This is a genomic window from Mesorhizobium sp. B2-7-1 (genome assembly GCF_006440735.1).
In the GTDB taxonomy this organism is placed as follows: Bacteria; Pseudomonadota; Alphaproteobacteria; order Rhizobiales; family Rhizobiaceae; genus Mesorhizobium.
The window spans coordinates 1-18,558 of the sequence record NZ_VFUA01000086.1; the positions used below are offsets into that span (position 1 = coordinate 1).

Here is an 18,558-nt window from a genome sequence, read left to right on the forward strand (position 1 = left end):
ATGGAGCGGTATGTGACGGGGCCGAGCCTAAAGGAGATCGTGGCGGGCGAGATGGACCAGTCGCATCTGCTGTGCGGGCGGAGCGTGTTTGGGTGGGAGGGGAAGCCCGGCGTAGGTGCGTCAAAGCCGCAGCAAGAGAAAGACGCTTAGCGCGGCGCGGAATTTGATCCATCGGCTCGCGCCAGGGCGTTTTGCTGCCGGACCCAGCGCACGGCAGTTCCGCCGCCAACCAAGAGCGCGACAACTCCCACCGATATGTAGATCCAGAAGCGGAATTGCAGCGACGCGAGTTCCGGCTGCCACGCCGGGAACTGCGAAAGCCCGGCCAGCGTAACCGCTTGCCCGAAGACAAGCAACGCCCCGATCAACGATATCGAGGCAATTGTGAGGTAGGCCAGGGACTGTTTCGTCACGCCCTTGATGCCCGTCTCGACAGCAGACGCATGTCGGCCTCCGGCTGCACATAATGGATGAGCCCCGCCTTTTCGGACAGGACCATGATGCCCTGTTTCAGATAACCGAAGGTCTCCCGAGAATAGTCCTCGGAATATTCATCCGTATCCATCGAGCAGACCACGACGCCTTCATTTCCCTCCCAGACGAGGATTTTGTCGCCAAGCCTGGCAATGTTTCCATCGGCGTATCGCATGCGCAGCTCTAAGCACGTCGTCGAGAATTCCAGCTTAACTGGCGATACAGAATACATATGCCAGGTCAATTCGACCTCAACAGTCTCGGCTTATGGTTAGTCTTCCATCAACCAGCACCTTCCAGATATTCACCCCGTCTTCCGCCCCATCATCCCATAATGCACCGCCAGCAAATCCAGCCCCACTTTCAGCAGCTTGACCACCACGTCGCGCCCCTCGCCGGTGCGTTCGGCGATGGCCTTCACCGACTGACCCTCGAGGCAGATCTTGCGCACCACCTCCGCCACCTCCCAATGCGCCAGCGCGGCCGCGGCATGAGCATAGGCCCGGCCGGCTGAGAGCACCCGGTCGGGGACGCCGCCGCCGACGCGGCCGCTGTCGACGCGCTCGCTCCAGGATTGCGGCTGCAGGCCCTCGCGCTGGCTGCGCTCGAAGTCGTCGCGAAAGCGCCCTCCTGCCTCGCGCTGCTGGCGGGTGAGCGAGGTGATGCCCTTGAGTGGATCGACATTGCGCAGGCGCACGACGCCGCCGGTGGAGGTGTAGCCGCCATTCGACACCTCGTAGACGCGGCGCGCTTCGGCCGTGCCCAGGGTGAGACGCTGGCGGCCGAAGGCGTCCTGCTTCAGCGCGAAGTCGTGGCCGACCTCGCGGCGGATGCGCACCTGCTCGGCCTCGCCCTTGGGGAGTTTTGGCGGCTGCGGTTTCTTGGCGGCTTTGCGGGGCATGGGTAATCCTGAGGTTGTGGGACGTGTCAGAACTTGGGTTCCTCGACCCCGCCAAAGGTGGGGGAGAGGTGGCCGCGAAGCGGACGGAGAGGGGCCTTCGTAGGGCGCTCCCCTCTCCGTCTCGGCTTCGCCGAGCCACCTCTCCCCACTGCGTGGGGCGAGGAACCTCGATCTTGCCGGGACGCCTTCATACCCCCCTCCCGCGATGGCCGTGGAACCTGGCATGGTGGTGCGCGCAGTAGCTGCGCGTGCCCGTGGTGCGCAAACCGCAGCACAGCATGTCCGTGCCGGGGCGCGCGCCGGCGGGATCGTCTTCCGGCGTTTCGCGCAGCGCCAGGTCGAGCGGCGCGCGGCAGCGGCCGAACAGGCAATCGAGGAAACGCATGGCGGCGACATGCGGCTGGCGGCCAGGGTTTACCGGCGACGGCGGCGCGGGCAGCTTGTAGCGCTGCGCTTCAGATTTCTCGCGCTCGCCGGGTGCGAGCCAGGCGGGCGGAAGCATGCGCGCGGGTTTGCGGGGTTTGGGTTTCTTGGGCTCGGAGGAGCGGGTAGTGATGGCGACCGGATTCACCGGGGTGCCATGGACGGACACGCCGGCGGGGCAGCGCCCGCCTCTGCCCTGCCCGTCCTCCGCAGCTGCTGCGCTGCAGCTACGGAGGGTGGACCGGGCATCTTCCCCACTTGGGGAGAGATTGGCAGCTTCGGTGCCGGCGCGTTCCACCAGCTCGGCATATCTGGCAAGCGCGGCCGGTTCCGAAAGCGTCACGCCGCCAGCGGCCACCCGGGCGCGCCGGCTGGGGCGATCCGGCCGTGCGGCGTGCTTCCTTGGCCTGCCGCCGGCGCGGCCGCCCTTGGGGTTGGCGAAGCCGATGGCGCTCAAGCCGGCATTGCGGTGGACGATGCCGATGATGGCGTTGCGCGAGACCGGACTGCCGCGCAGCGCGCTGAAGCGGCCAGCGATGCGCGAGGCGGAAAGCCCCTCCTGCAGCCAGGTGGCGATCTCGTCGATTTCCTTTTGCGTGTACGCGGCCATCTTCTCATTCCATTTGCTTGTCGAAAGGCGCGGACAAGCGCCAGGGTTCGGCCGCGAGGCCGCGGTCAGGTCAGCGATCGGTTGAAGTCAGGCGGCGCCGGTCAGCCGAAGAAAGGCGGCCTCGGCTGCGGCGCGGGTCAGGCCCGACACCGCCAGGCCCGTCGTCCGGTCGAACAGGATGACGGTGCCATCCTCGGTGCGGATGCAGGATGCGCCGCCACAAAGGGCGGCCGGAGCCGGGGGAGGAACGGCTCCGGCCGTTCCGGTGAACCGGGGTGCGGGCGGTTCGACCGGATCCGGGGCGAAAACCCCGGAATGCGTCCGGACCGGGGAGGAGGACAGTCCGGACGATTGGAATTCATGGATCGAGGGACGCGCGTTCATCTGCCTACCAGCCCTGAGATGCTCGTGGGCGGCGGCGGAATCACGGGCAGTGCGGAAATGCTTGCGGGATGCTCATTCATGCGCTAAGCGTACGTTATGTACGAATGTCGTGCAAGCGAAATCGTACACTTTGGACGATAATTTTCAGGCATTTTGTACGATGATGGATTCACGGCACAGATTGCAGCAGGCACGCGCCCAGGCCGGCTATGCTTCGCCCAGCGATGCGGCGCGGGCCCTGCGCGACATCAACAAGAACACGCTGATCAGCCATGAGAACGGCAACCGGCCACTGTCCCGGAAAGCCGCCGAGAAATACGGCCGGCTGTTCGGCGTCGACCCTGGCTGGCTCCTGTTCAACGCGGATGGCGCGGAGGCGGCGCCCGTCAGTCTCATGCCTTCGCCCGTCACTGTCGACGTGCCGATCGTGTCCTGGATCAGCGCCGGCGAGCTCGGCAGCCAGGACAGCGTGGTCAACCTTTCCGACTATCCGACCATCCCCACCGCCGACCTCGAGGAAGGCGAATGGATCGCGCTGCGCGTCGACGGTTCGTCGATGAACAAGATCTCGCCGCCGGATTCGATCATCTTCGTCAATCTGCGCGACAAGCGGCTGGTGACCAATGGCTGCTACGTGATCTCGGACGAGACGGGACGCGCCACCTACAAGCGCTACCGCCCGAACGACAATCCGCCGTTCCAGCCGGCGTCCTATATGGACATCCCGCCACCGGAGCTGGAGGGCGCTATCACCATCATCGGGCGGGTGAAGCGGTCGATGATCGATATGTGAGCCGCTGGGGGCGCTGGGGCGATGCCGCCAAACTGAAGGGCTGCGTTGCTTCATGCCCCTCTCGCAAGGTCTTGCCAAGCGCCTTTGGCCCACTCCAAGCGCATAAATGCAGCCACCGCAATTTCAGCTTGCATTGAGGAACAAAAACAGAACTATATAAGCATCCGCGAGAACAGTCGCGGTAACTCCGGGGGGAGGATCAATCATGTCACGCCGTATCGGCGCGCTGCCGCGCGCGTTTGTTGCTTGGCTTCCGCGCGGGCCGCTCTTGGCGCTGGCAGGGATGGTTGTGCTTGGCGCCCTGACCGCGTCCGCGGTTGCGAAGGACTATGCCCTGTGCTTCGGCAGCGAAAGCGACGACCAGAGCCCGGACAGCGGCCAAGAAAAGGGAGCGAAAGTCGACAAAGTTGCGGTCGAACAGCGTATCGCTGCCTGCACGGCGATTGCAGAAGACGATGCGCAGGCGTTGCGCCTGCGCATCAAAGCCTATTTCTATCGGGGCGCCACCCGGGACGACAAGCAGGACTGGAATGGCGCGATCGCCGACTACGACAAGGCGATCGCACTCGATCCCAACGGGACTTCGGCTTTGTTCAACCGCGGGACCGACTGGTCCAACAAGGGTGAGTACGACCGCGCGATCGCGGACTTCAACACCGTGATCAGCCTCGAGCCGTCCGCCAGCGACGCCTATTCCAGCCGTGGCTCGGCCTTTCTTCGCAAGGGCAAGATCGAGGCGGCCATGCTTGATTTCCAGCAAGCGATCGAGGCCGATCCGCAAAACGGCAACGCCCATACGGGACTCGGCACCGCCTGGAACAAGACCGGCGAGCGGGAAAAGGCGATTGCGGAGTATGACAAGGCGATCCGCATCGATCCGACTGATTTCATTGCGCTCGTCAATCGCGGCATCGCCTACGCCGCCAAGGACGAGTTCGATCGCGCCATTGCCGATTACGACGCCGCGATGGCCGTGGATCCCAAGAGCGCCGACGCCTATGCCAACCGCAGCGCCGCCTGGATCGGCAAGAACGACTGCGCGCGCGCGATTGCCGATGCGAACAAGGCGATCGAGCTCGATGCCGGGAACGTCGATGGCTACTACGCCCGGGCGGTCGCCTGGGCGAACAAGGACAACAATGATCGCGCCCTTGCCGATTTCGACAAAGCCGTCGAACTCGATGCGACCGATGCCAGGGCGTGGCTCGGCCGGTCGCTGATGCGCTCACGCAAAGGGGACAGCGCCGGGGCGGCGGTCGACTGCCGCAAAGCCATCGAGCTTGATTCGAAGACTGGCGGTTGTGATGCGGGGCCGGATGTCGGCGAAGCGGCGGCCGCGAACACCACTGCCGAGTTCTGGCCTTCAACCGCGACGCTGCGGGCAACCGGCAACCAAGTTCGTTCAAAACTTGCTGCCGGGGACATCAGACGAGGGCTGGAACTGCAGAAGCAGGGCGACGTTGCAGGGGCGATCAACTCCTTCAGCATGGCTATCGCAGAGGATCCTGACAACGCCGACGCGGTTTACGACAGAGCGGCGGCAGCGGCCTCAAACGGGGATGACACCCTTGCCGCCAGCGACTGCCGGCGCGCTGTCGAACTCGACCCGCAACGCACCAATGCGTGCGCCGCGCTCATGGCCGGCCAGCAAACCGTTCAAGCTGCCGAAACAGAGGATCAGGCCGCCGCGAGGATGCTGCTCGAGCGCGCCCAGATGCGTCTGGCGAAATACGGCGTGGACGGCGCCCTGCTCGACTTCGACAAGGCGATCAGCCTCGATCCCAAAAATGCCGACGCCTATCTGGGCCGCAGCCGCGCCAAGACGATCAGGGGCGACAAGGCCGGCGCGGCGGCAGATTGCCGGCGCGCCGTGGAGCTGGATTCCGCGCGGTCGGGAAGCTGCGACGAGCAGGCTGCCGGCGATGACGGCAAAACTGGAACGGCGCAGGATCCTGAGCAGCCGAAGGCGGCGGCCGCTGCTCCAAAGCCACAAATCGTCCGTCCGAATTTGACGGCCACGGACGATACGCTGGCCGCAAAGACCTTGGAGACAAAAGATCAGCGCGCGCTTCAAGCGATCCTGGGTGGCGATGCCTGGCTGGACATGGGCAAATACGACAAGGCGATCGGCTCCTATGACGTGGTGATCGCGCTCGAACCCGACAATCGCTTCGGCTATTTCGGCCGCGGCAGGGCCAGGGCCGCCACACGCGATTACGGCCAGGCGATCGCCGATTTCGACAGGGTCATCCAGCTCGCCCCCAATTTTGCCGCGGCGTATTCTCGTCGCGGCCTCGCGAAGGTGACGTCCGGCGACATCGACGGCGCGCTTGCCGACTGCGACCGGGCTGCCAAGCTCGATCCGAAGGCGCGCGACGCCCACTATTGCAAGGGCATGGCCTGGCACGCCAAGGGCGATGCCGGGCGCGCGATCGCAGCCTATTCGGTGGCGCTCGGCATCGATCCCGAGGCCGGCGCCAGCTATTACGCGCGCGGGATGGCTCGCGCCGACCGCAAGGACTATTCCGGCGCCATCGCCGATTTCGACGAGGCGCTCAAGCTCGATCCCGGCAATGGTGATTACGCCGTAGCCCGCAAGGCGGCGGTAGCGGCCAGCGGGGAGCCCGCCGCGGGCATTGCCAACGCGGATGGTTCCGACATCGCGGCAAACGAACCCGACACCACCGCCGCCGCGTCGGTCGGCACCCCGTCTGTGGCCGAGCCAGGTGCGAGTGACGATCTTTCGCCTGCCGATCCGAAGTTGGCGAAACTTATCGACACCAGCGATCCCCGTGTCCTGGTCGCGGTGGCCAAGGGCGACAGCCTCTTGCACGAAGAAAACTATGACGAAGCGATCGAAGCCTATGAAGAGGCCATCGCGATCGATCCCGAGAACCCGATCGCCTATTTCGGCCGAGGCAAGGCCTTTGATGGCAAGAAGGATTTTGCCCGCGCCATCGCCGATTACGACAAGGCCATCGCCATTATTCCCGACGTCGCCGCGCCGCTCACGCGCCGTGGTCTGGCCAAGGCCGCGGCGGGCGACGCGGACGGCGCGCTTGACGATTGCATCAAAGCCATCAGGCTAGACCCGAAAGCAAGCCGCGCCTTCTTCTGTACTGGAGCGGCCTGGTACGGCACCGGAGACGCGAAGCGAGCGATCGAGGCCTTTTCATCGGCGATCGAGATCGATCCGAAAGACGCCGCCAGCTATTATGGACGCGGCATGGCGCGGGTCGACGCCAAAGACTACGCCGATGCCATTGCCGACTTCGACCAGGCGGCCAAACTAGACCCGCACAATCCAAACTACGCCGCCGCGCGCAAGGCGGCGACGGCAGCGCAGCAGAAAGGCGGCATGGGCGGTAATTCGATCGTGCCATCCTCGAAGGAACTCGCGGCTTTCGTCGATCGCGGCTATGCGTTCTACCACAAGGGCAAATATGATCGTGCGATCGCCGAATTCAACAAGGCGATGGCGATCGATCCGCAAGACGCCTCACCCTATGTCGGACGGGCCATCGCGCTTGTCGACAAAGGCAAGTACGACGCGGCGATCAAGGACTACAACAAGGTCATCGGGCTCTACCCCGACTATTCGGACGCTTACATCGGTCGCTCCGTCGCGTGGACCAAAAAGAACCAACCGGATCGCGCCATCGCCGATTTGAGCCGGGCGATCGAGCTCGACGCCGATGACGCGCAGGCCTATTTCGGGCGCGGCGGCGCCTTCGCCGCCAAGGGCGACTATGACCGGGCGATCGCCGATTTCGACCAGGCGCTGAAGCTCGATCCGAAGATGACGCTTGCCCTCAAAGGCCGCGATCTGGCAGTGGCGGCGAGGGACAAAGCCGCAGCCTCGCAACCAACCGGCCGGCTTCGCAACAAGGCGGCGGAAGACGCTATCGAAGCGGGCGATATCTGGCGCGGTCAAAACCAACTCGATCGCGCGCTCGAGCAGTACGGCATTGCGATCGCCGCCGACCCATCCAATGCCCGCGCTCATACCTTGCGCGGCTTCACCTATACGCTGAAGGGCGATTCCGACCGGGCGTTGGCTGACCACAACAAGGCAATCGAACTCGATCCCAAGTCGACCGACAGCTATTTCTATCGTTCTCTCATCTGGCGACAGAGAGGCAAGATCGACCGCGCCATCGCGGATCTGACCACCATCATTTCGTTGCAGCCGAACAATGTCGACGCCTATGTGCTGCGCAGTCGAGCCCTGGCTGTAAAACACGATTGCGATGGCATCATCGCCGATTCGACAAAGGTGATCGGACTGCAGCCAACGAATGCCGAAGCATGGTTCAATCGCGGATTCTGCTGGAACAGGAAGAAGCAATACGACCGCGCCATCGCCGATCTCGATGAAACCTTGCGCCTCGATCCAAACTACGCCAATGCCCGCAAGGAGCGAGACGAGGCGGCCGCGGCAAAGGCTTCATACAAGCCAACGACTGCGGCCGCGGTGGCGGTGGACGGCGCCACCAAGAGCGGCATAGCTCTGTACAACAAGGGTCGATACGATCTTGCAATCGCGAAATTCGACCATGCGATAGCGCTCGATCCCAACAATGCCGAGGCTTTTGCATATCGCGGTCTCGCGTGGGGGCAGAAGGACAATTACGATCGGGCCATAACCGACTATGGCAGCGCGATCGCCATCGAGCCAAAAAAAAGCAGCTATTATTCCGCTCGCGCTTTCGCCTGGACGGCCAAGAACGACCATAAACGTGCGATCGACGATTTCGGCAAGGCGATCGAGTTCGATTCCACCTACGCCACGAACTTTCATGGTCGAGGCATCAGCCGAATGATCGTCGGGGATTACGATGGCGCGATCGCAGACTATAGCAAGGCCATCGAACTCGATCCGAATGTTGCCAAAGTGCATGTCGATCGCGGAATTTTGTGGGTTGTCAAAGGGGACTTGAAGCGGGCCCAGGCCGACTTTGAGACGGCTATCCAGATCGACCGGAACAGCCCCGGCGGCTACTATGGCAGAGGCCTTCTGCGGGCACGAGCGGGCGACCAGGACGGGGCAATCGCCAGCTTCAATCAAGCCATCAAGCTTTACCCCAGATATGCAGATGCTTACACCGCCCGAAGCTGGGCTTGGGCAGCCAAGGGCGATTTGAAACGCGCCAAGGCCGACCGCAAGAAGGCGCTCAGCCTCGGGGCAGAGTGAGAAGGGTGTTGGAGCGCAGGCGGATGTCACCCTGGAAATGGTTGCAAGTGGTGGCGGTCATCCCCGTAAGCATCATTGGGGCTGACGTGATGCCAACGATGTTCGGCGGTGGACATCACCACTATCAGTCAGTGGCGATGCCGCCCCGGGCGCTGACCACCGCCGACATCGATGCCGAAATCCGGAAGCAGGATCTCCGGATCTTCGAGGCTATCGCCAGGGAATTTCCGGACGACTACGATGCGATGCTGCGCAAGATCACTGCCGCGGCCCAGACTGGAAACCAAACTGAACTGCGCAATGTCAGCAGGCAGGCGGTCGCCGATCTCAGGCACAGATATGCACCGCTGCTGCCCACGGCCCCCGACAGCAATGCTTCGGAAGCGCTTTCGGCGCAACTCGACATGCTCAATCATGTCATGGCGCGCGAAACGCCGGCCACCTGCAACAATTACCTGCGCAACGGGCCAGACGCGATCAGCGCGCCCGGCGACGATTTCCTGGCCGACCTGGACAGGATCGGCGCCACCCTGTTCCGCGCCTTCGGCGCCGCCAAAAGAAGCGGCTTGCCGGCGGCCGTGCCTAGCGACCAAGACTGGTCGCTGGTCGCCGACGTTTTCACAAAGATCGGCGGCACGCCGGCCGAGATGGAGGCTATCTCGAGCGCCAACCAGGACTTCCCGGGCCTGTGCCCGGCCATGGCGAAATTCTACGAGGCCGCCCTGTTACTGCATGGCGAACCCGGATGGCACATCAAGACCGCTCTGCTTCAGGCCATCGTCGAGAATTAGGCTCCGCACCGGATTTCCCCGCAAAGGCCGGCGCAAGCCGCGTTCCTTCGGCGCGTGGCCGCTACCCCAGAAACTCATTCGTGAAATACGCGCCCAAATCCGGCTTCTCCTTCAGCGCCTTGCCGTTGCCGTCAAGCAATATCCCCGAGGCAAACAAATACCCGCCCATCGCTTCCATCTTGGCCTTGTCCATCGTACCGATGGCGCCGTTTGCGCTCTTCAGGAAATGGCCGTCGTTCAGCGCCTTCAGCGATGCATCGATCAGCGCCGGGTTGGTGAGCGTGTCCTTGTTGGCGGCGATCAGCAGCTCGCCTGCCTCCTGCGCATGATCCACGGCGAATTCGTAGCCGCGCCGCGTCGCCTGGACGAAGGCCGCGGCGGCCTTCGGGTTGGCGACGAGGTAGGCGTTGCTGGAGACGATCAGCGTGGTGTGCTCGTCCGGCACGCCGTAATCGGCGTAGCGGAAGCTGCGCTGCTTGAGGCCCTTCAGCTCGGCCTCGACGCCTTCCCAGGTCGAGACTTCCAGCGTGAAATCGACCGCGCCATTGGCCAAAGCCTCGTAAGCCGAGGTGCCCAGCGTCACCGTCGAGAAATCGCCCTTGCCGCCGTCATGGCGGATGATGGTTCGCAGCAGCGCATTCTCCCAGTCGCTGCCGAAGCCGCCATAGGTCAGGCCGTCGAGATTTTTCGGACTTTGAATAGCGGTGCGGTCGGCGTTGAAGACGACGCGGCCGGTCTCCGACTGGACGACGGCATAGACGGCCTTCAGGTCGGCGCCGGCGCTCTTTTGCGTGAACAGGCCGAGCGAGCCGGAAATGCCGAAATCGGCGACGCGATTGGCGACCAGCGTGCCCGAGCCGGTGTCGCCATAGGGCAGGATTTCAACATCGAGCCCCGCGTCCCGGTAGAAACCCTTATCGCGGGCGACGAACAGGCCGATGTGGTTGGTGTTGACGGTCCAGTCGAGCGCAACCGTGACCTTCTGCGCGGCGCGGGCACGTGTGACAGCCCCCGCAAAGGGTAGGCTGGCGGCCAGAAACAGCGCCTGGCGGCGGGTCAGGTCGGTCATTTCAATTCTCCATCGGATGATCGGGAAATAGGTTCGGACTGGCCAAGCAGCGTGTCGAGGATGCCGGCCTCGATCGCGGCGGCCTCGCGGGCGAGCGCCGCGCTTTCGGTGCGCGGACGCGGCAGCGGCACCGCCACTTCGCGGACCACGCGCGCGGGTCGCGCCGACAGCACGTAGATGCGGTCGGACAGAAGCACCGCTTCACGCACGTCGTGGGTGATGAGCAGCGCGGTCCAGCGATGGCTTCGCCACATGCCTTCGAGCCAACGTTGCATGGCCGCGCGGGTCAGCGCATCGAGTGCCCCGAACGGCTCGTCGAGGAGCAGCATGTCGCGCTCCTGCACCACGGTGCGCAAAAGGGCGGCGCGCTGGCGCATGCCGCCGGACAGCTCGGCCGGCCAGGCGCGCTCGAAGCCGGCGAGGCCAAACTCGGCAAACAAGGGCGCTACACGCTCGCGCGCGGCGCGGCGCTTCATGCCCTGCACTTCCAGCCCCAGCGTCGCGTTGTCGATGACGCGCCGCCACGGCATCAGCGCGTCGCGCTGCGGCATGAAGGCGAAGCGGGCGCCATCGAGCGGCGCGCCGTCGAAGCGCATCCCGCCCTCGCCCCGGATCGCGCCGGTGAGCAGTTGGAACAATGTCGACTTGCCCGCACCGGACGGCCCGAGGATGGAGACGAACTCGCCCGCCGCGACATGCAGCGAAACGCCCGCGAGCACTTCCAGCGCGCCGAAGCTCTTGCGGACGTCGCGGAGTTCGAGGCGGGTCACGGCCGGCCCTCTCCGGAGGGGCCCGGTTTCCGGTCGCGCCCTGCCCTCTCCCAGGGCATGGCGAGACGCTGGACAAGCACGGCAAGGCCGAACAGCGCCAGCGTGAGCGCCGAGCTGACGGCCACGGCGGCAAGCACAAGGTCAGGCCGGAAATTGTTCTTGGCGCTGAGCATGTAGATGCCCAGCCCTTTCGCCGCACCCGCATATTCGGCGAAGATTGCGCCAACCACGGCATAGGTGATGGAGATGCGCAGTCCGGCGAAGAAATAGGGCAGCGCCGACGGCAACCGGGCGAGCCAAAAAATACGCCAGCGCCCTGCTCCCATGGCGGCGAGCATCTGGCTGATTTCGGTGCTCGTGGCGGCATAGCCTTCGACCAATGCCACCATCATCGGAAAGAAGGTGACCAAAGCCACCAGCAGGATCTTCGGCAGCAGCCCGAAGCCGAACCAAAGCACCACCAGCGGCGCGATCGCTACCAGGGGCATGGTCTGGCTGGCAATCAGCAGCGGGAACAGCGCGCGGCGCAGGGGGGCCAAGAAGTCGACCAGCGCCGAGAGGATGAAGGCGGCGGCGAGCGAGCAGGCGAAGCCGGCCAACGTGGCGCGGATGGTGGGCAGCGTGTTGTCGGCGAGCGCCGCGCGGTTCTCCCAAGCCTGCGCCAGCACGCGCGAGGGTGCGGGGAGGATCGTGGGCGCGATGCCGCCGAGGCGTGCGTAGAGTTCCCAGGCGATGAAGAGGAGAGCGAAAGCAAGGGCGGCGGGGAAGAACTTGGCGAAGGTCGAGGTGACGGCTGATCTCCCCCCTTGTGGGGGAGATTGGCCGTCATCACGGCTTTCGCCAACCGCCAGCGATTCATCTCGCGGTGCAGAATCCACCATAACGCTCACAACCCCCTCCTCGACCGACGCCGGGCTTGAGCCGCAGGCTCAAACCGCGGTCGGGCTGTTCGCCGAAATGGTTATGTCGAGCGTCACATGCCCCGCCCCCGGCCCGAAGCGGCAAAAGGCTTCGCCCAGCGTGGCGAACACCGCGCCGGCGTCGCCGCGCAGCTTGGTGCAGAAGTTCTTTGAGCGCTCGAAAACACCGGATTTTTTCAGGAAGTCGATGCAGCCATAGATCTCGTCCATGTGGTCGCCGGTGCCCATCACATAGAGCGAGAATTGCGCGGCCACCGGCTGATCCGTAGTCGTCGTCGCCGCAACGGCGCCGAGCGCGGCGCGCTTGCGCTCGTCGAGCGGGATCACTGGGCCGCCGGTCTCGTCGGAACGGCAGATCGGATCGTCCGGCTCGCCGGGGCAGCCGCGCGAGACGGCGGCCGACAGCACGCAGTGCTTGCCGCTTTTGGCGGCCGCCACGAACAGGTCGCGCATGGCTGGGAACAGCACTTCGGGCGACCCCACCAGCAGCGTCGAAATGTCGTCGGTCTCGATCCTCAGCCTGTCGCGGTAAGGGTCGAGCGCGCCGAGCGCGCCGAGGATCACGCCGACGAAATCGTCGGCCATGGGATAAAGGGAAATCTGTGCGCCGGAAAACATCGCCCGCCTCGCTCCGCTGGTATTATCCAGATCAGCTTTAGGGTCCGGAGGCTTGCCGCCGCCATCTCAGCCCCGACCGTACGGAGCACCCCTGTGGATGGGCGCGTTAAAGCACTGTTCGAGTGAATGGGAAAGCGGTTTTTTGCGACGCCAATTGGGCCAGGAGCCTCATCTCCCCCTAGGGGGAGATGGCTGGATTATAAGATTTTCGCGGATTTCTTATAACCGCCCTTAACCGCCTTGTCGTTCAAATTGTACGAATTCTACTTGATTGCTTTTCGTACATAAAGTACGATACTTCCCTTGCTTTGAGGGAATTTGCTTAAACACCGCGAACCATGCCGCTTTCGCCGACCTCTCCCACCCTTTGCTTTCGCCACTGCCACTCGCCGAGCGCGAGCGCCTCGCCTCGGCCTGGCGCATGGCCAGCCAGGACATCGCCGACGACATCCGCTTCATCCGGCAATATCTGAAGGTGATCGCCGAGAAGGACGAGCGGCTTTCGACCGGCACGCTGGTGCATGGCCGTGCCTATGTCGAGGCCTGCGCCGCCTGGCTGCCCGAGACGGTGGCGCGGTATCTGCGCAATCTCAGGCTGATCAGCGAATGCGAAAGCGCGATGATCGCGGCGGGGATGAGGTTTGCCCGGTCGAGCGACGCGTGGTGAGGCCGGGCAGTCGCCCGCTACAACCTTAGGCCGCCCATCGAAAAATGCATCGTTTCACACAATTGGCAATTGGTGGACGCGGACGATCGGCGGGTGGTTAAATTCGTCTCAGGCGAAGGAGGGTAAAGCCGCGCAACAGGGAGGAACTCGTTTGATGGACCAGCAAATCGACATCGGCATACTGCCTGACGACCAGCCATACGAAGTCACCTCATTCGCCCGAAAGCACGGCCTGACGATTCCGGTCGCGGACGCGGTGCTGTTCGCCAAAGGCCCGTCGCCGTCGCGGGCCGCCTGCGATACGGCCGCGCTGGCCCTCATTTGCGCGGTGGCTCAATACGCAACGAGGACGGCGCGCTAGCGTCTTTTGTTTCGCGCAATTCCTAACGGAAGGTTACGGCGAAACCGCCTAACCCAACCGCGATACACTTTCCTGGAATTGCGCCAGCGGCTATGCACCTGCCGGCGCGGCCGCTGGAGATCAGGCCTTGGCTTTTGGTTTGGTCGCCTTTGCCTTGGCGGGGGCCTTGGCGGGTTTTTCCGCCTTCGCGGCTTTTGGCTTGTCGGCCTTGGCGGCGGTCACCTTCTTGGCGGATTTCGGCTTGCCTGCCGCATCCACCTCGGCTGTGGCCCGGTCCCAATGCTCGATATGCGCGCCTTCCGGCCGGCCAGCCTGCTCCCAGATCTCGTGCGCGCGCTGGCGAATGCGTTCGTGCCTGTCGTCCGTCACTGTCGCCTCCTAAGGTTGGGACGGTTCCCCGGCGCGAACATTAGCCGAATTTTCGCGCGGCGTCTTGGGTATAGACGCAGCGCGCAAACGCATATTAGAGCAAAACCAGGTGATGGTTCAGGGATCGTCGGAGAGCACCACGATGCCGAGATACGCGGCCTTCTTGGCAATTAGGCCGGCCAGATCGGCGTCGGAACGGTCGGTGCCGGTGCGCTCGCGCAGCAGCGTGACCGCCTGCCTGATCGACAGCAGCCCATCGCCGCGCTCGGCCAGAAGCTTGTCGACCTGGCGTGCGATGTCGGGTGATTCGACGTGTGGATGATGCATGGCAACGACTCCTTCCGCGCTTCGCTGCCTCCCAAACCGGTGCCTATTCTAGGCCTCATGCCCGGATGCGAAAAGAGCCCGATCCCGATGCTTCGGTCAGAGGGATCGGGCTCTCCAGGGGCCAGATTTACTGGATCACCTGAACAACACGGCGCGTGCCGGGATCGATCAGCACCGTATGGTCGTTGACGACCGCATAGCGGTACTGGACGTCCGGAACCTGCTGCAGCTCAACGGTGTCAGGCACGGTGGAACCGATGCCGAGTTCGAGGCCGAGCACGTTGACCGAGGCGACCGGATGTTTGTGGACATATTCCTTCACCACGGTCTGCTGCTCGGGGGTGACGATCACCTCGTCCGCGGCCGCGACGCCGATGCCGGCCATCAGAGCCAGGCCGGCGACAGCTGGAATGAGGGTGGTTTTCATCGTTTTTCTCCTGTTGCGTTGGCGAGCTCCGCCGTGCCTCCGCGGGGGCGGAAACGTTGCAGGTCGAACATGGGAGCTCCCGGGGCAAACGCCGCCGGCAGGGTGTTGTTCCGTCAGCGGTGACTAATTGATTTGGCGGAACCTTCGCATCGGCTCTGCATTAGAAGGCTTTGAAACTCCCAAGACTTTGAAATTCAAAGGGCGCCGTCGTCATGCGAGAAGGGTCCATCAAAAGCGACATCGAACTTCCGGCTCCGGTGACTATCGCCGTCGGTGCGGGCTTCAGGCGCGAGATCGCCTCACTCACCGCGATGCAGAACTTTCTCAAGGAATGGCCATCCGCCTCGCGAAGCGAGAGCTACGGCAGGGCGTTGCGCGCCTGCGAGGCGGCGCGGGCCGGCGAGATCGATCTCGACACGGCGCGGCAGGCATTCCTGGTCTTCGCCAAGAAGGCGGGGATCGAGTGGACCGGCGCCGATCCGGTCGCGGTGCTGCGCGAAGCAAAGATCAGGCGCAGCCGGGCGCGCGAAAGCCGGGCGCCGAACCGACATGTGCCTGGATAGGCCCAGCCTCGGCGCGTTTCAGACTCACGCCATACGTATCGGCCTTGCTACAAGTTTTAGGGTTTGGCCGGCGGATCCGGAAGCGAGCTGGCGTCGCTTGGCGTCCGCTTTGCCCGCAGACCGTCGCCTGGCCGGCTGACGGTCGACTGGATCGATCCGGGATTTTGGCTGGTGGCCGCTGTCAGCTCGGCGTCTGTTCGCCCAGCGCCTCGGTGACGAAGGACGCGGCGATCAGATCGTCCGCGTCGATGCGTAGGGAGCCTTCGCTGCCCCCCATGATGGCGGCGACCTTCTGAAAGGTCTTCATTTCATGCTCGGTGATCCGGGCGTCCTGCATTCTGGCCTTAAGATCGGCCACCCGCATCCCGAGCGAACGGGATGTTCCGATTTCTCGTTTCGACATGTCGGTTAGTCTCCTCCTCGCCCGCCCATACCTGTTCGCCACCGCCCGAATCTCAACGCTGCCATTGATTTGTGTTGTCTATGAGACAGCGCGGACCCAGAGCCGCTAACTCAAACGCGGCGGGAAGGTTCCCTTTAGCACATGGTAACAAAATAATAATCGGTTAACGGCCCGACGCCGGGACCGGCGACGGACCGTCAGATTTGGCGCGATGTCAATCAGTCGAGGACCTTGACGATCTTGCGCGTGCCCGGATCGACGATCACCGTCCGGTTGTCGACGACGACGTAACGGTATTTGACGTTCGGCACTTCCTGTAGATCGACCGTATCGGGAAGCGTGCTGCCGATATTCAACTCGACGCCCGGAACCTTCACTGAGGCCAGCGGCTGTTTGTGCACATATTCCTTGATGACAGTTTCCTGCTCCGGCGCGATGACAACATCCTGCGCGGCAGCAGCGCCAATGCCCGCGAGAAGCAGGAAGCCGGCGGCGGCGGAGGTGAGGTGTATTTTCATTGGTCGTCTCTCCTATGTGGATTTGAATCAAATCGCCTTGATGCTGCGCCTGCGATTTTCCACAGCGGGTCGGCATTGCCGTAACGCCATTCGCCAACCCTTGTTCCTGCAAAATTTAAACTCGCGCTTCCAAAAATACTGCCTCCGCGCTCCGCCAAACCATCATCTTCGCCCGGCGCTGCAATTTCGGAACAATGCGTTTCGGGCGGGGTTACCCATGCGAAGGGACCGACTTTCCGAGGAGAAAATCCAATGAAACATCTGCTGATCACAAGCATGATCGCACTCGGCGTCAGCTGCGGCGCCGCGATGGCCCAGACCGAATCCGCGCAGCCGAGCGGCGGCGACAATTGCGCGGCCGGCACGGCAGATTGCCAGAAGGGCGGCAAGGCCGGCGGTCAGGCCCAGGGCGAGGTGAAATCGAAAACCGAGATGAACGCGCAGGGCAAGGCCGGCGCCAACCCTGAAGAGCAGGCCCAGGGCAAGGCCAAGATGAAGACCGATGAGCAGGCACAGGGTCAGGCAGGCACAAAAACCGACCAGAATGCTCAGGACAATACGCAGCTGAAGAAGAAGCAGCAAGCGCAGGGCAAGGCTGGCGCCAGCACTGAGCAGAACGCCCAGGGCAACACCAAGATGCAGACCGAGCAGAACGCCCAGGGCAAGACCGGTACAATCACCCAGCAGAATGCCCAGGACAAGACGAAGACCCAGACCGATCAGCAGGCTCAAGGTAAGACTGGCACAACGACCGAGCAGAACGCTCAGGGCAACACCAAGATGCAGACCCAGCAGAACGCCCAGGGCAAGACCGGTACCGCCACCGAGCAGAATGCTCAGGGCAACACCAACGTCGAGACCGACCAGAACAAGACGGCGTCAATCAACAACGTGACGGTGGAACAGAAGACGCAGATTACCCAGGTCATTCACGAGACCCATGTCGAGCCGGTTCGCGATGTCAGCTTCGACATCTCGGTCGGCATTGAGGTGCCGCGCCATAAGGTACGCCTGCACCGCCTGCCGGCCCGCATCGTCAAGATCGTGCCTGCCTACGAGTCCTACGAGTATTTCGTGCTGGCCGACGGACGCATCGTCATCGTCGACCCCGACACCTACAAGATCGTGCTGATCCTGACCTGATCCGGACAGCAAGAGGACAAGGGCCCGCCTACATGGCGGGCCTCTTTTACAGCACTGATATCTCATCACGTCAGGTGCGCAGGGGCAGCACTGCAGTCATTAGACATGCGTTGAATGCTGCGACCCAGGGAACGATCTGGCGCAATTCCCAGTTGTCACAACGGAGGTCCTGCGCCCGTCGTCCCTATCAACGTCGGACGAAAGAGCGATCAGCCTGCCGGCAAATCGTTCAAGCTTGCGGTCCACCCGGAAAAGGTGCATGGGTCAAGATGGGTAGAGATATGGGCGAGATCGTCGATGACCGAATGTGGTCGAGGCGCTCGGTTGGGCAGATGTATTTTCCGCAGTTTCTTGTGGGAATGGTGGCAACGCTTCTGGTTATCCTCGGCTGGACCTTCATGTCCACGGGATCTGTCTGGATGGCGATCGGCTGGACATTCCTGGCGGCCGTGGCGCTGCAGGCCGGCTATTTCGTGGCCGTGCTCTGGCTCGTGCACGGCGAGACCGACGTGACCGACGAAAGCAAAGCGGATGCAAGCTCGGCGCCGGCCAAATTGCCCGGCCCGTTCGAGCGCGACGGCATCATTCACGCTCTCATCTTGTGGCTTTTCCCGAAACTGCTGCCCTAATCACGTTGAGTGGCATTTCGCGGCCAGGGCCGCCGATGGATCATCTTCTTCCTTTTCGAAATGCGGCCATGCTGCAATAGCCCGGCACGCTGCATTCCTCTGCTCGAATGCAGGAGCCGGGCTACGCCCGGCATCAGGACTCCGAGGCCCCATCACTTTGTATTGTCGCCAACGGGTCGTCTTTTAACAAAGTTAATGCGGGCT

Annotated in this window: 22 protein-coding genes, 1 pseudogene and 1 riboswitch; of the genes and pseudogenes, 9 read left to right on the top strand and 14 right to left on the bottom strand. The window is 63.4% G+C overall.

What is annotated here, in order from left to right; translation table 11 throughout:
* Positions 1-150 (top strand): annotated as a pseudogene (locus FJ471_RS35380) (DUF763 domain-containing protein); the annotation flags it as partial.
* Here the strand turns inward: FJ471_RS35380 and FJ471_RS25390 are convergent.
* The 5 genes from FJ471_RS25390 to FJ471_RS25410 all read right to left on the bottom strand — a co-directional run bounded on the left by FJ471_RS25390 (position 147) and on the right by FJ471_RS25410 (position 2,792).
* The gene (locus FJ471_RS25390) at positions 147-413 is read right to left on the bottom strand and encodes a hypothetical protein (RefSeq protein WP_140807472.1); all 267 of its coding nucleotides are present in this window, start codon (positions 411-413) and stop codon (positions 147-149) included. The pseudogene FJ471_RS35380 and the gene FJ471_RS25390 sit on opposite strands and share 4 nt — an antisense overlap.
* On the bottom strand, positions 410-718 hold the full coding sequence (locus tag FJ471_RS25395; RefSeq protein ID WP_140807473.1) for a hypothetical protein: 309 nt from the start codon (positions 716-718) through the stop codon (positions 410-412). Before FJ471_RS25395 ends, FJ471_RS25390 begins: the two co-directional genes overlap by 4 nt.
* A 60-nt stretch (positions 719-778) precedes the next feature.
* Positions 779-1,375, bottom strand: a complete 597-nt coding sequence (locus FJ471_RS25400) for a DUF6456 domain-containing protein (protein WP_140807474.1) — start codon at positions 1,373-1,375, stop codon at positions 779-781.
* 187 nt (positions 1,376-1,562) lie between these two features.
* On the bottom strand, positions 1,563-2,408 hold the full coding sequence (locus FJ471_RS25405) for a GcrA cell cycle regulator (RefSeq protein ID WP_140807475.1): 846 nt from the start codon (positions 2,406-2,408) through the stop codon (positions 1,563-1,565).
* Positions 2,409-2,495: 87 nt separating this feature from the next.
* Positions 2,496-2,792 (bottom strand): hypothetical protein, encoded by a 297-nt coding sequence (locus tag FJ471_RS25410; protein ID WP_140807476.1) that lies wholly within the window; start codon positions 2,790-2,792, stop codon positions 2,496-2,498.
* A gap of 160 nt (positions 2,793-2,952) precedes the next feature.
* Between FJ471_RS25410 and FJ471_RS25415 the strand changes: the two genes are divergently transcribed.
* The 3 genes from FJ471_RS25415 (at position 2,953) to FJ471_RS25425 (ending at position 9,570) form a co-directional block, all read left to right on the top strand.
* Positions 2,953-3,585, top strand: a complete 633-nt coding sequence (locus FJ471_RS25415; RefSeq protein WP_140807477.1) for a LexA family transcriptional regulator — start codon at positions 2,953-2,955, stop codon at positions 3,583-3,585.
* A 205-nt stretch (positions 3,586-3,790) separates the two neighbouring features.
* The gene (locus FJ471_RS25420) at positions 3,791-8,779 is read left to right on the top strand and encodes a tetratricopeptide repeat protein (RefSeq protein WP_140807478.1); all 4,989 of its coding nucleotides are present in this window, start codon (positions 3,791-3,793) and stop codon (positions 8,777-8,779) included.
* 47 nt (positions 8,780-8,826) lie between these two features.
* Entirely contained in the window at positions 8,827-9,570 is a 744-nt protein-coding gene (locus tag FJ471_RS25425; protein WP_246684829.1) for a hypothetical protein, read from the top strand.
* 61 nt (positions 9,571-9,631) lie between these two features.
* On the opposite strand, the gene FJ471_RS25430 is transcribed toward FJ471_RS25425, so the two are convergent.
* The 4 genes from FJ471_RS25430 to FJ471_RS25445 all read right to left on the bottom strand — a co-directional run bounded on the left by FJ471_RS25430 (position 9,632) and on the right by FJ471_RS25445 (position 12,947).
* Positions 9,632-10,639 carry an ABC transporter substrate-binding protein gene (locus FJ471_RS25430; protein ID WP_140807479.1) on the bottom strand — a complete coding sequence of 336 codons (1,008 nt, stop codon included), beginning with the start codon at positions 10,637-10,639 and terminating at the stop codon, positions 9,632-9,634.
* Entirely contained in the window at positions 10,636-11,409 is a 774-nt protein-coding gene (locus tag FJ471_RS25435) for an ABC transporter ATP-binding protein (protein ID WP_140807480.1), read from the bottom strand. Before FJ471_RS25435 ends, FJ471_RS25430 begins: the two co-directional genes overlap by 4 nt.
* Complete coding sequence (locus FJ471_RS25440) at positions 11,406-12,299, bottom strand: ABC transporter permease (RefSeq protein WP_246684830.1); 894 nt, start codon at positions 12,297-12,299, stop codon at positions 11,406-11,408. The genes FJ471_RS25435 and FJ471_RS25440 overlap by 4 nt, the downstream gene beginning before the upstream one ends.
* Positions 12,300-12,338: 39 nt before the next feature.
* The gene (locus FJ471_RS25445) at positions 12,339-12,947 is read right to left on the bottom strand and encodes a YkoF family thiamine/hydroxymethylpyrimidine-binding protein (protein WP_140807481.1); all 609 of its coding nucleotides are present in this window, start codon (positions 12,945-12,947) and stop codon (positions 12,339-12,341) included.
* Positions 12,938-13,050, bottom strand: a riboswitch (TPP riboswitch). It overlaps the preceding gene by 10 nt.
* 264 nt (positions 13,051-13,314) lie before the next feature.
* Between FJ471_RS25445 and FJ471_RS25450 the strand changes: the two genes are divergently transcribed.
* The gene (locus FJ471_RS25450) at positions 13,315-13,614 is read left to right on the top strand and encodes a hypothetical protein (protein ID WP_140807482.1); all 300 of its coding nucleotides are present in this window, start codon (positions 13,315-13,317) and stop codon (positions 13,612-13,614) included.
* 154 nt (positions 13,615-13,768) lie between these two features.
* Positions 13,769-13,975 (top strand): hypothetical protein, encoded by a 207-nt coding sequence (locus FJ471_RS25455; RefSeq protein WP_140807483.1) that lies wholly within the window; start codon positions 13,769-13,771, stop codon positions 13,973-13,975.
* Positions 13,976-14,095: 120 nt separating this feature from the next.
* Here the strand turns inward: FJ471_RS25455 and FJ471_RS25460 are convergent, their stop codons facing one another.
* The 3 genes from FJ471_RS25460 to FJ471_RS25470 all read right to left on the bottom strand — a co-directional run bounded on the left by FJ471_RS25460 (position 14,096) and on the right by FJ471_RS25470 (position 15,098).
* Positions 14,096-14,344: a DUF2934 domain-containing protein gene (locus FJ471_RS25460; protein ID WP_140807484.1), complete on the bottom strand. Its 249-nt coding sequence runs from the start codon at positions 14,342-14,344 to the stop codon at positions 14,096-14,098.
* 117 nt (positions 14,345-14,461) lie between these two features.
* Positions 14,462-14,671 carry a hypothetical protein gene (locus FJ471_RS25465; protein WP_140807485.1) on the bottom strand — a complete coding sequence of 70 codons (210 nt, stop codon included), beginning with the start codon at positions 14,669-14,671 and terminating at the stop codon, positions 14,462-14,464.
* 127 nt (positions 14,672-14,798) lie between these two features.
* Positions 14,799-15,098: a DUF1236 domain-containing protein gene (locus FJ471_RS25470; protein WP_140807486.1), complete on the bottom strand. Its 300-nt coding sequence runs from the start codon at positions 15,096-15,098 to the stop codon at positions 14,799-14,801.
* A gap of 212 nt (positions 15,099-15,310) precedes the next feature.
* On the opposite strand from FJ471_RS25470, the gene FJ471_RS25475 reads away from it, so the two are divergent.
* Positions 15,311-15,661, top strand: coding sequence for a DUF982 domain-containing protein (locus FJ471_RS25475; RefSeq protein WP_140807487.1), 351 nt, complete (start codon positions 15,311-15,313; stop codon positions 15,659-15,661).
* 181 nt (positions 15,662-15,842) lie between these two features.
* On the opposite strand, the gene FJ471_RS25480 is transcribed toward FJ471_RS25475, so the two are convergent.
* Both FJ471_RS25480 and FJ471_RS25485 read right to left on the bottom strand, forming a co-directional pair.
* A complete protein-coding gene (locus FJ471_RS25480; RefSeq protein WP_140807488.1) occupies positions 15,843-16,064 on the bottom strand; it encodes a hypothetical protein in 222 nt (73 codons plus the stop codon).
* A 218-nt stretch (positions 16,065-16,282) separates the two neighbouring features.
* Entirely contained in the window at positions 16,283-16,582 is a 300-nt protein-coding gene (locus FJ471_RS25485; RefSeq protein WP_140807489.1) for a DUF1236 domain-containing protein, read from the bottom strand.
* A 252-nt stretch (positions 16,583-16,834) separates the two neighbouring features.
* Between FJ471_RS25485 and FJ471_RS25490 the strand changes: the two genes are divergently transcribed.
* Positions 16,835-17,725 (top strand): DUF1236 domain-containing protein, encoded by an 891-nt coding sequence (locus FJ471_RS25490; RefSeq protein ID WP_140807490.1) that lies wholly within the window; start codon positions 16,835-16,837, stop codon positions 17,723-17,725.
* 281 nt (positions 17,726-18,006) lie between these two features.
* Positions 18,007-18,354, top strand: a complete 348-nt coding sequence (locus FJ471_RS25495) for an exopolysaccharide production repressor protein (protein WP_224667057.1) — start codon at positions 18,007-18,009, stop codon at positions 18,352-18,354.
* Positions 18,355-18,558: the final 204 nt, after the last annotated feature.

Excerpts from the sequence above, each read along its gene's own strand:
- FJ471_RS25400 (WP_140807474.1), bottom strand. The coding sequence starts at position 1,375 with ATGCCCCGCAAAGCCGCCAAGAAACCGCAGCCGCCAAAACTCCCCAAG.
- FJ471_RS25405 (WP_140807475.1), bottom strand. The coding sequence starts at position 2,408 with ATGGCCGCGTACACGCAAAAGGAAATCGACGAGATCGCCACCTGGCTG.
- FJ471_RS25410 (WP_140807476.1), bottom strand. The coding sequence starts at position 2,792 with ATGAACGCGCGTCCCTCGATCCATGAATTCCAATCGTCCGGACTGTCC.
- FJ471_RS25415 (WP_140807477.1), top strand. The coding sequence starts at position 2,953 with ATGATGGATTCACGGCACAGATTGCAGCAGGCACGCGCCCAGGCCGGC.
- FJ471_RS25420 (WP_140807478.1), top strand. The coding sequence starts at position 3,791 with ATGTCACGCCGTATCGGCGCGCTGCCGCGCGCGTTTGTTGCTTGGCTT.
- FJ471_RS25430 (WP_140807479.1), bottom strand. The coding sequence starts at position 10,639 with ATGACCGACCTGACCCGCCGCCAGGCGCTGTTTCTGGCCGCCAGCCTA.
- FJ471_RS25445 (WP_140807481.1), bottom strand. The coding sequence starts at position 12,947 with ATGTTTTCCGGCGCACAGATTTCCCTTTATCCCATGGCCGACGATTTC.
- FJ471_RS25455 (WP_140807483.1), top strand. The coding sequence starts at position 13,769 with ATGGACCAGCAAATCGACATCGGCATACTGCCTGACGACCAGCCATAC.
- FJ471_RS25465 (WP_140807485.1), bottom strand. The coding sequence starts at position 14,671 with ATGCATCATCCACACGTCGAATCACCCGACATCGCACGCCAGGTCGAC.
- FJ471_RS25470 (WP_140807486.1), bottom strand. The coding sequence starts at position 15,098 with ATGAAAACCACCCTCATTCCAGCTGTCGCCGGCCTGGCTCTGATGGCC.
- FJ471_RS25475 (WP_140807487.1), top strand. The coding sequence starts at position 15,311 with ATGCGAGAAGGGTCCATCAAAAGCGACATCGAACTTCCGGCTCCGGTG.
- FJ471_RS25480 (WP_140807488.1), bottom strand. The coding sequence starts at position 16,064 with ATGTCGAAACGAGAAATCGGAACATCCCGTTCGCTCGGGATGCGGGTG.
- FJ471_RS25485 (WP_140807489.1), bottom strand. The coding sequence starts at position 16,582 with ATGAAAATACACCTCACCTCCGCCGCCGCCGGCTTCCTGCTTCTCGCG.
- FJ471_RS25490 (WP_140807490.1), top strand. The coding sequence starts at position 16,835 with ATGAAACATCTGCTGATCACAAGCATGATCGCACTCGGCGTCAGCTGC.
- FJ471_RS25495 (WP_224667057.1), top strand. The coding sequence starts at position 18,007 with ATGGGCGAGATCGTCGATGACCGAATGTGGTCGAGGCGCTCGGTTGGG.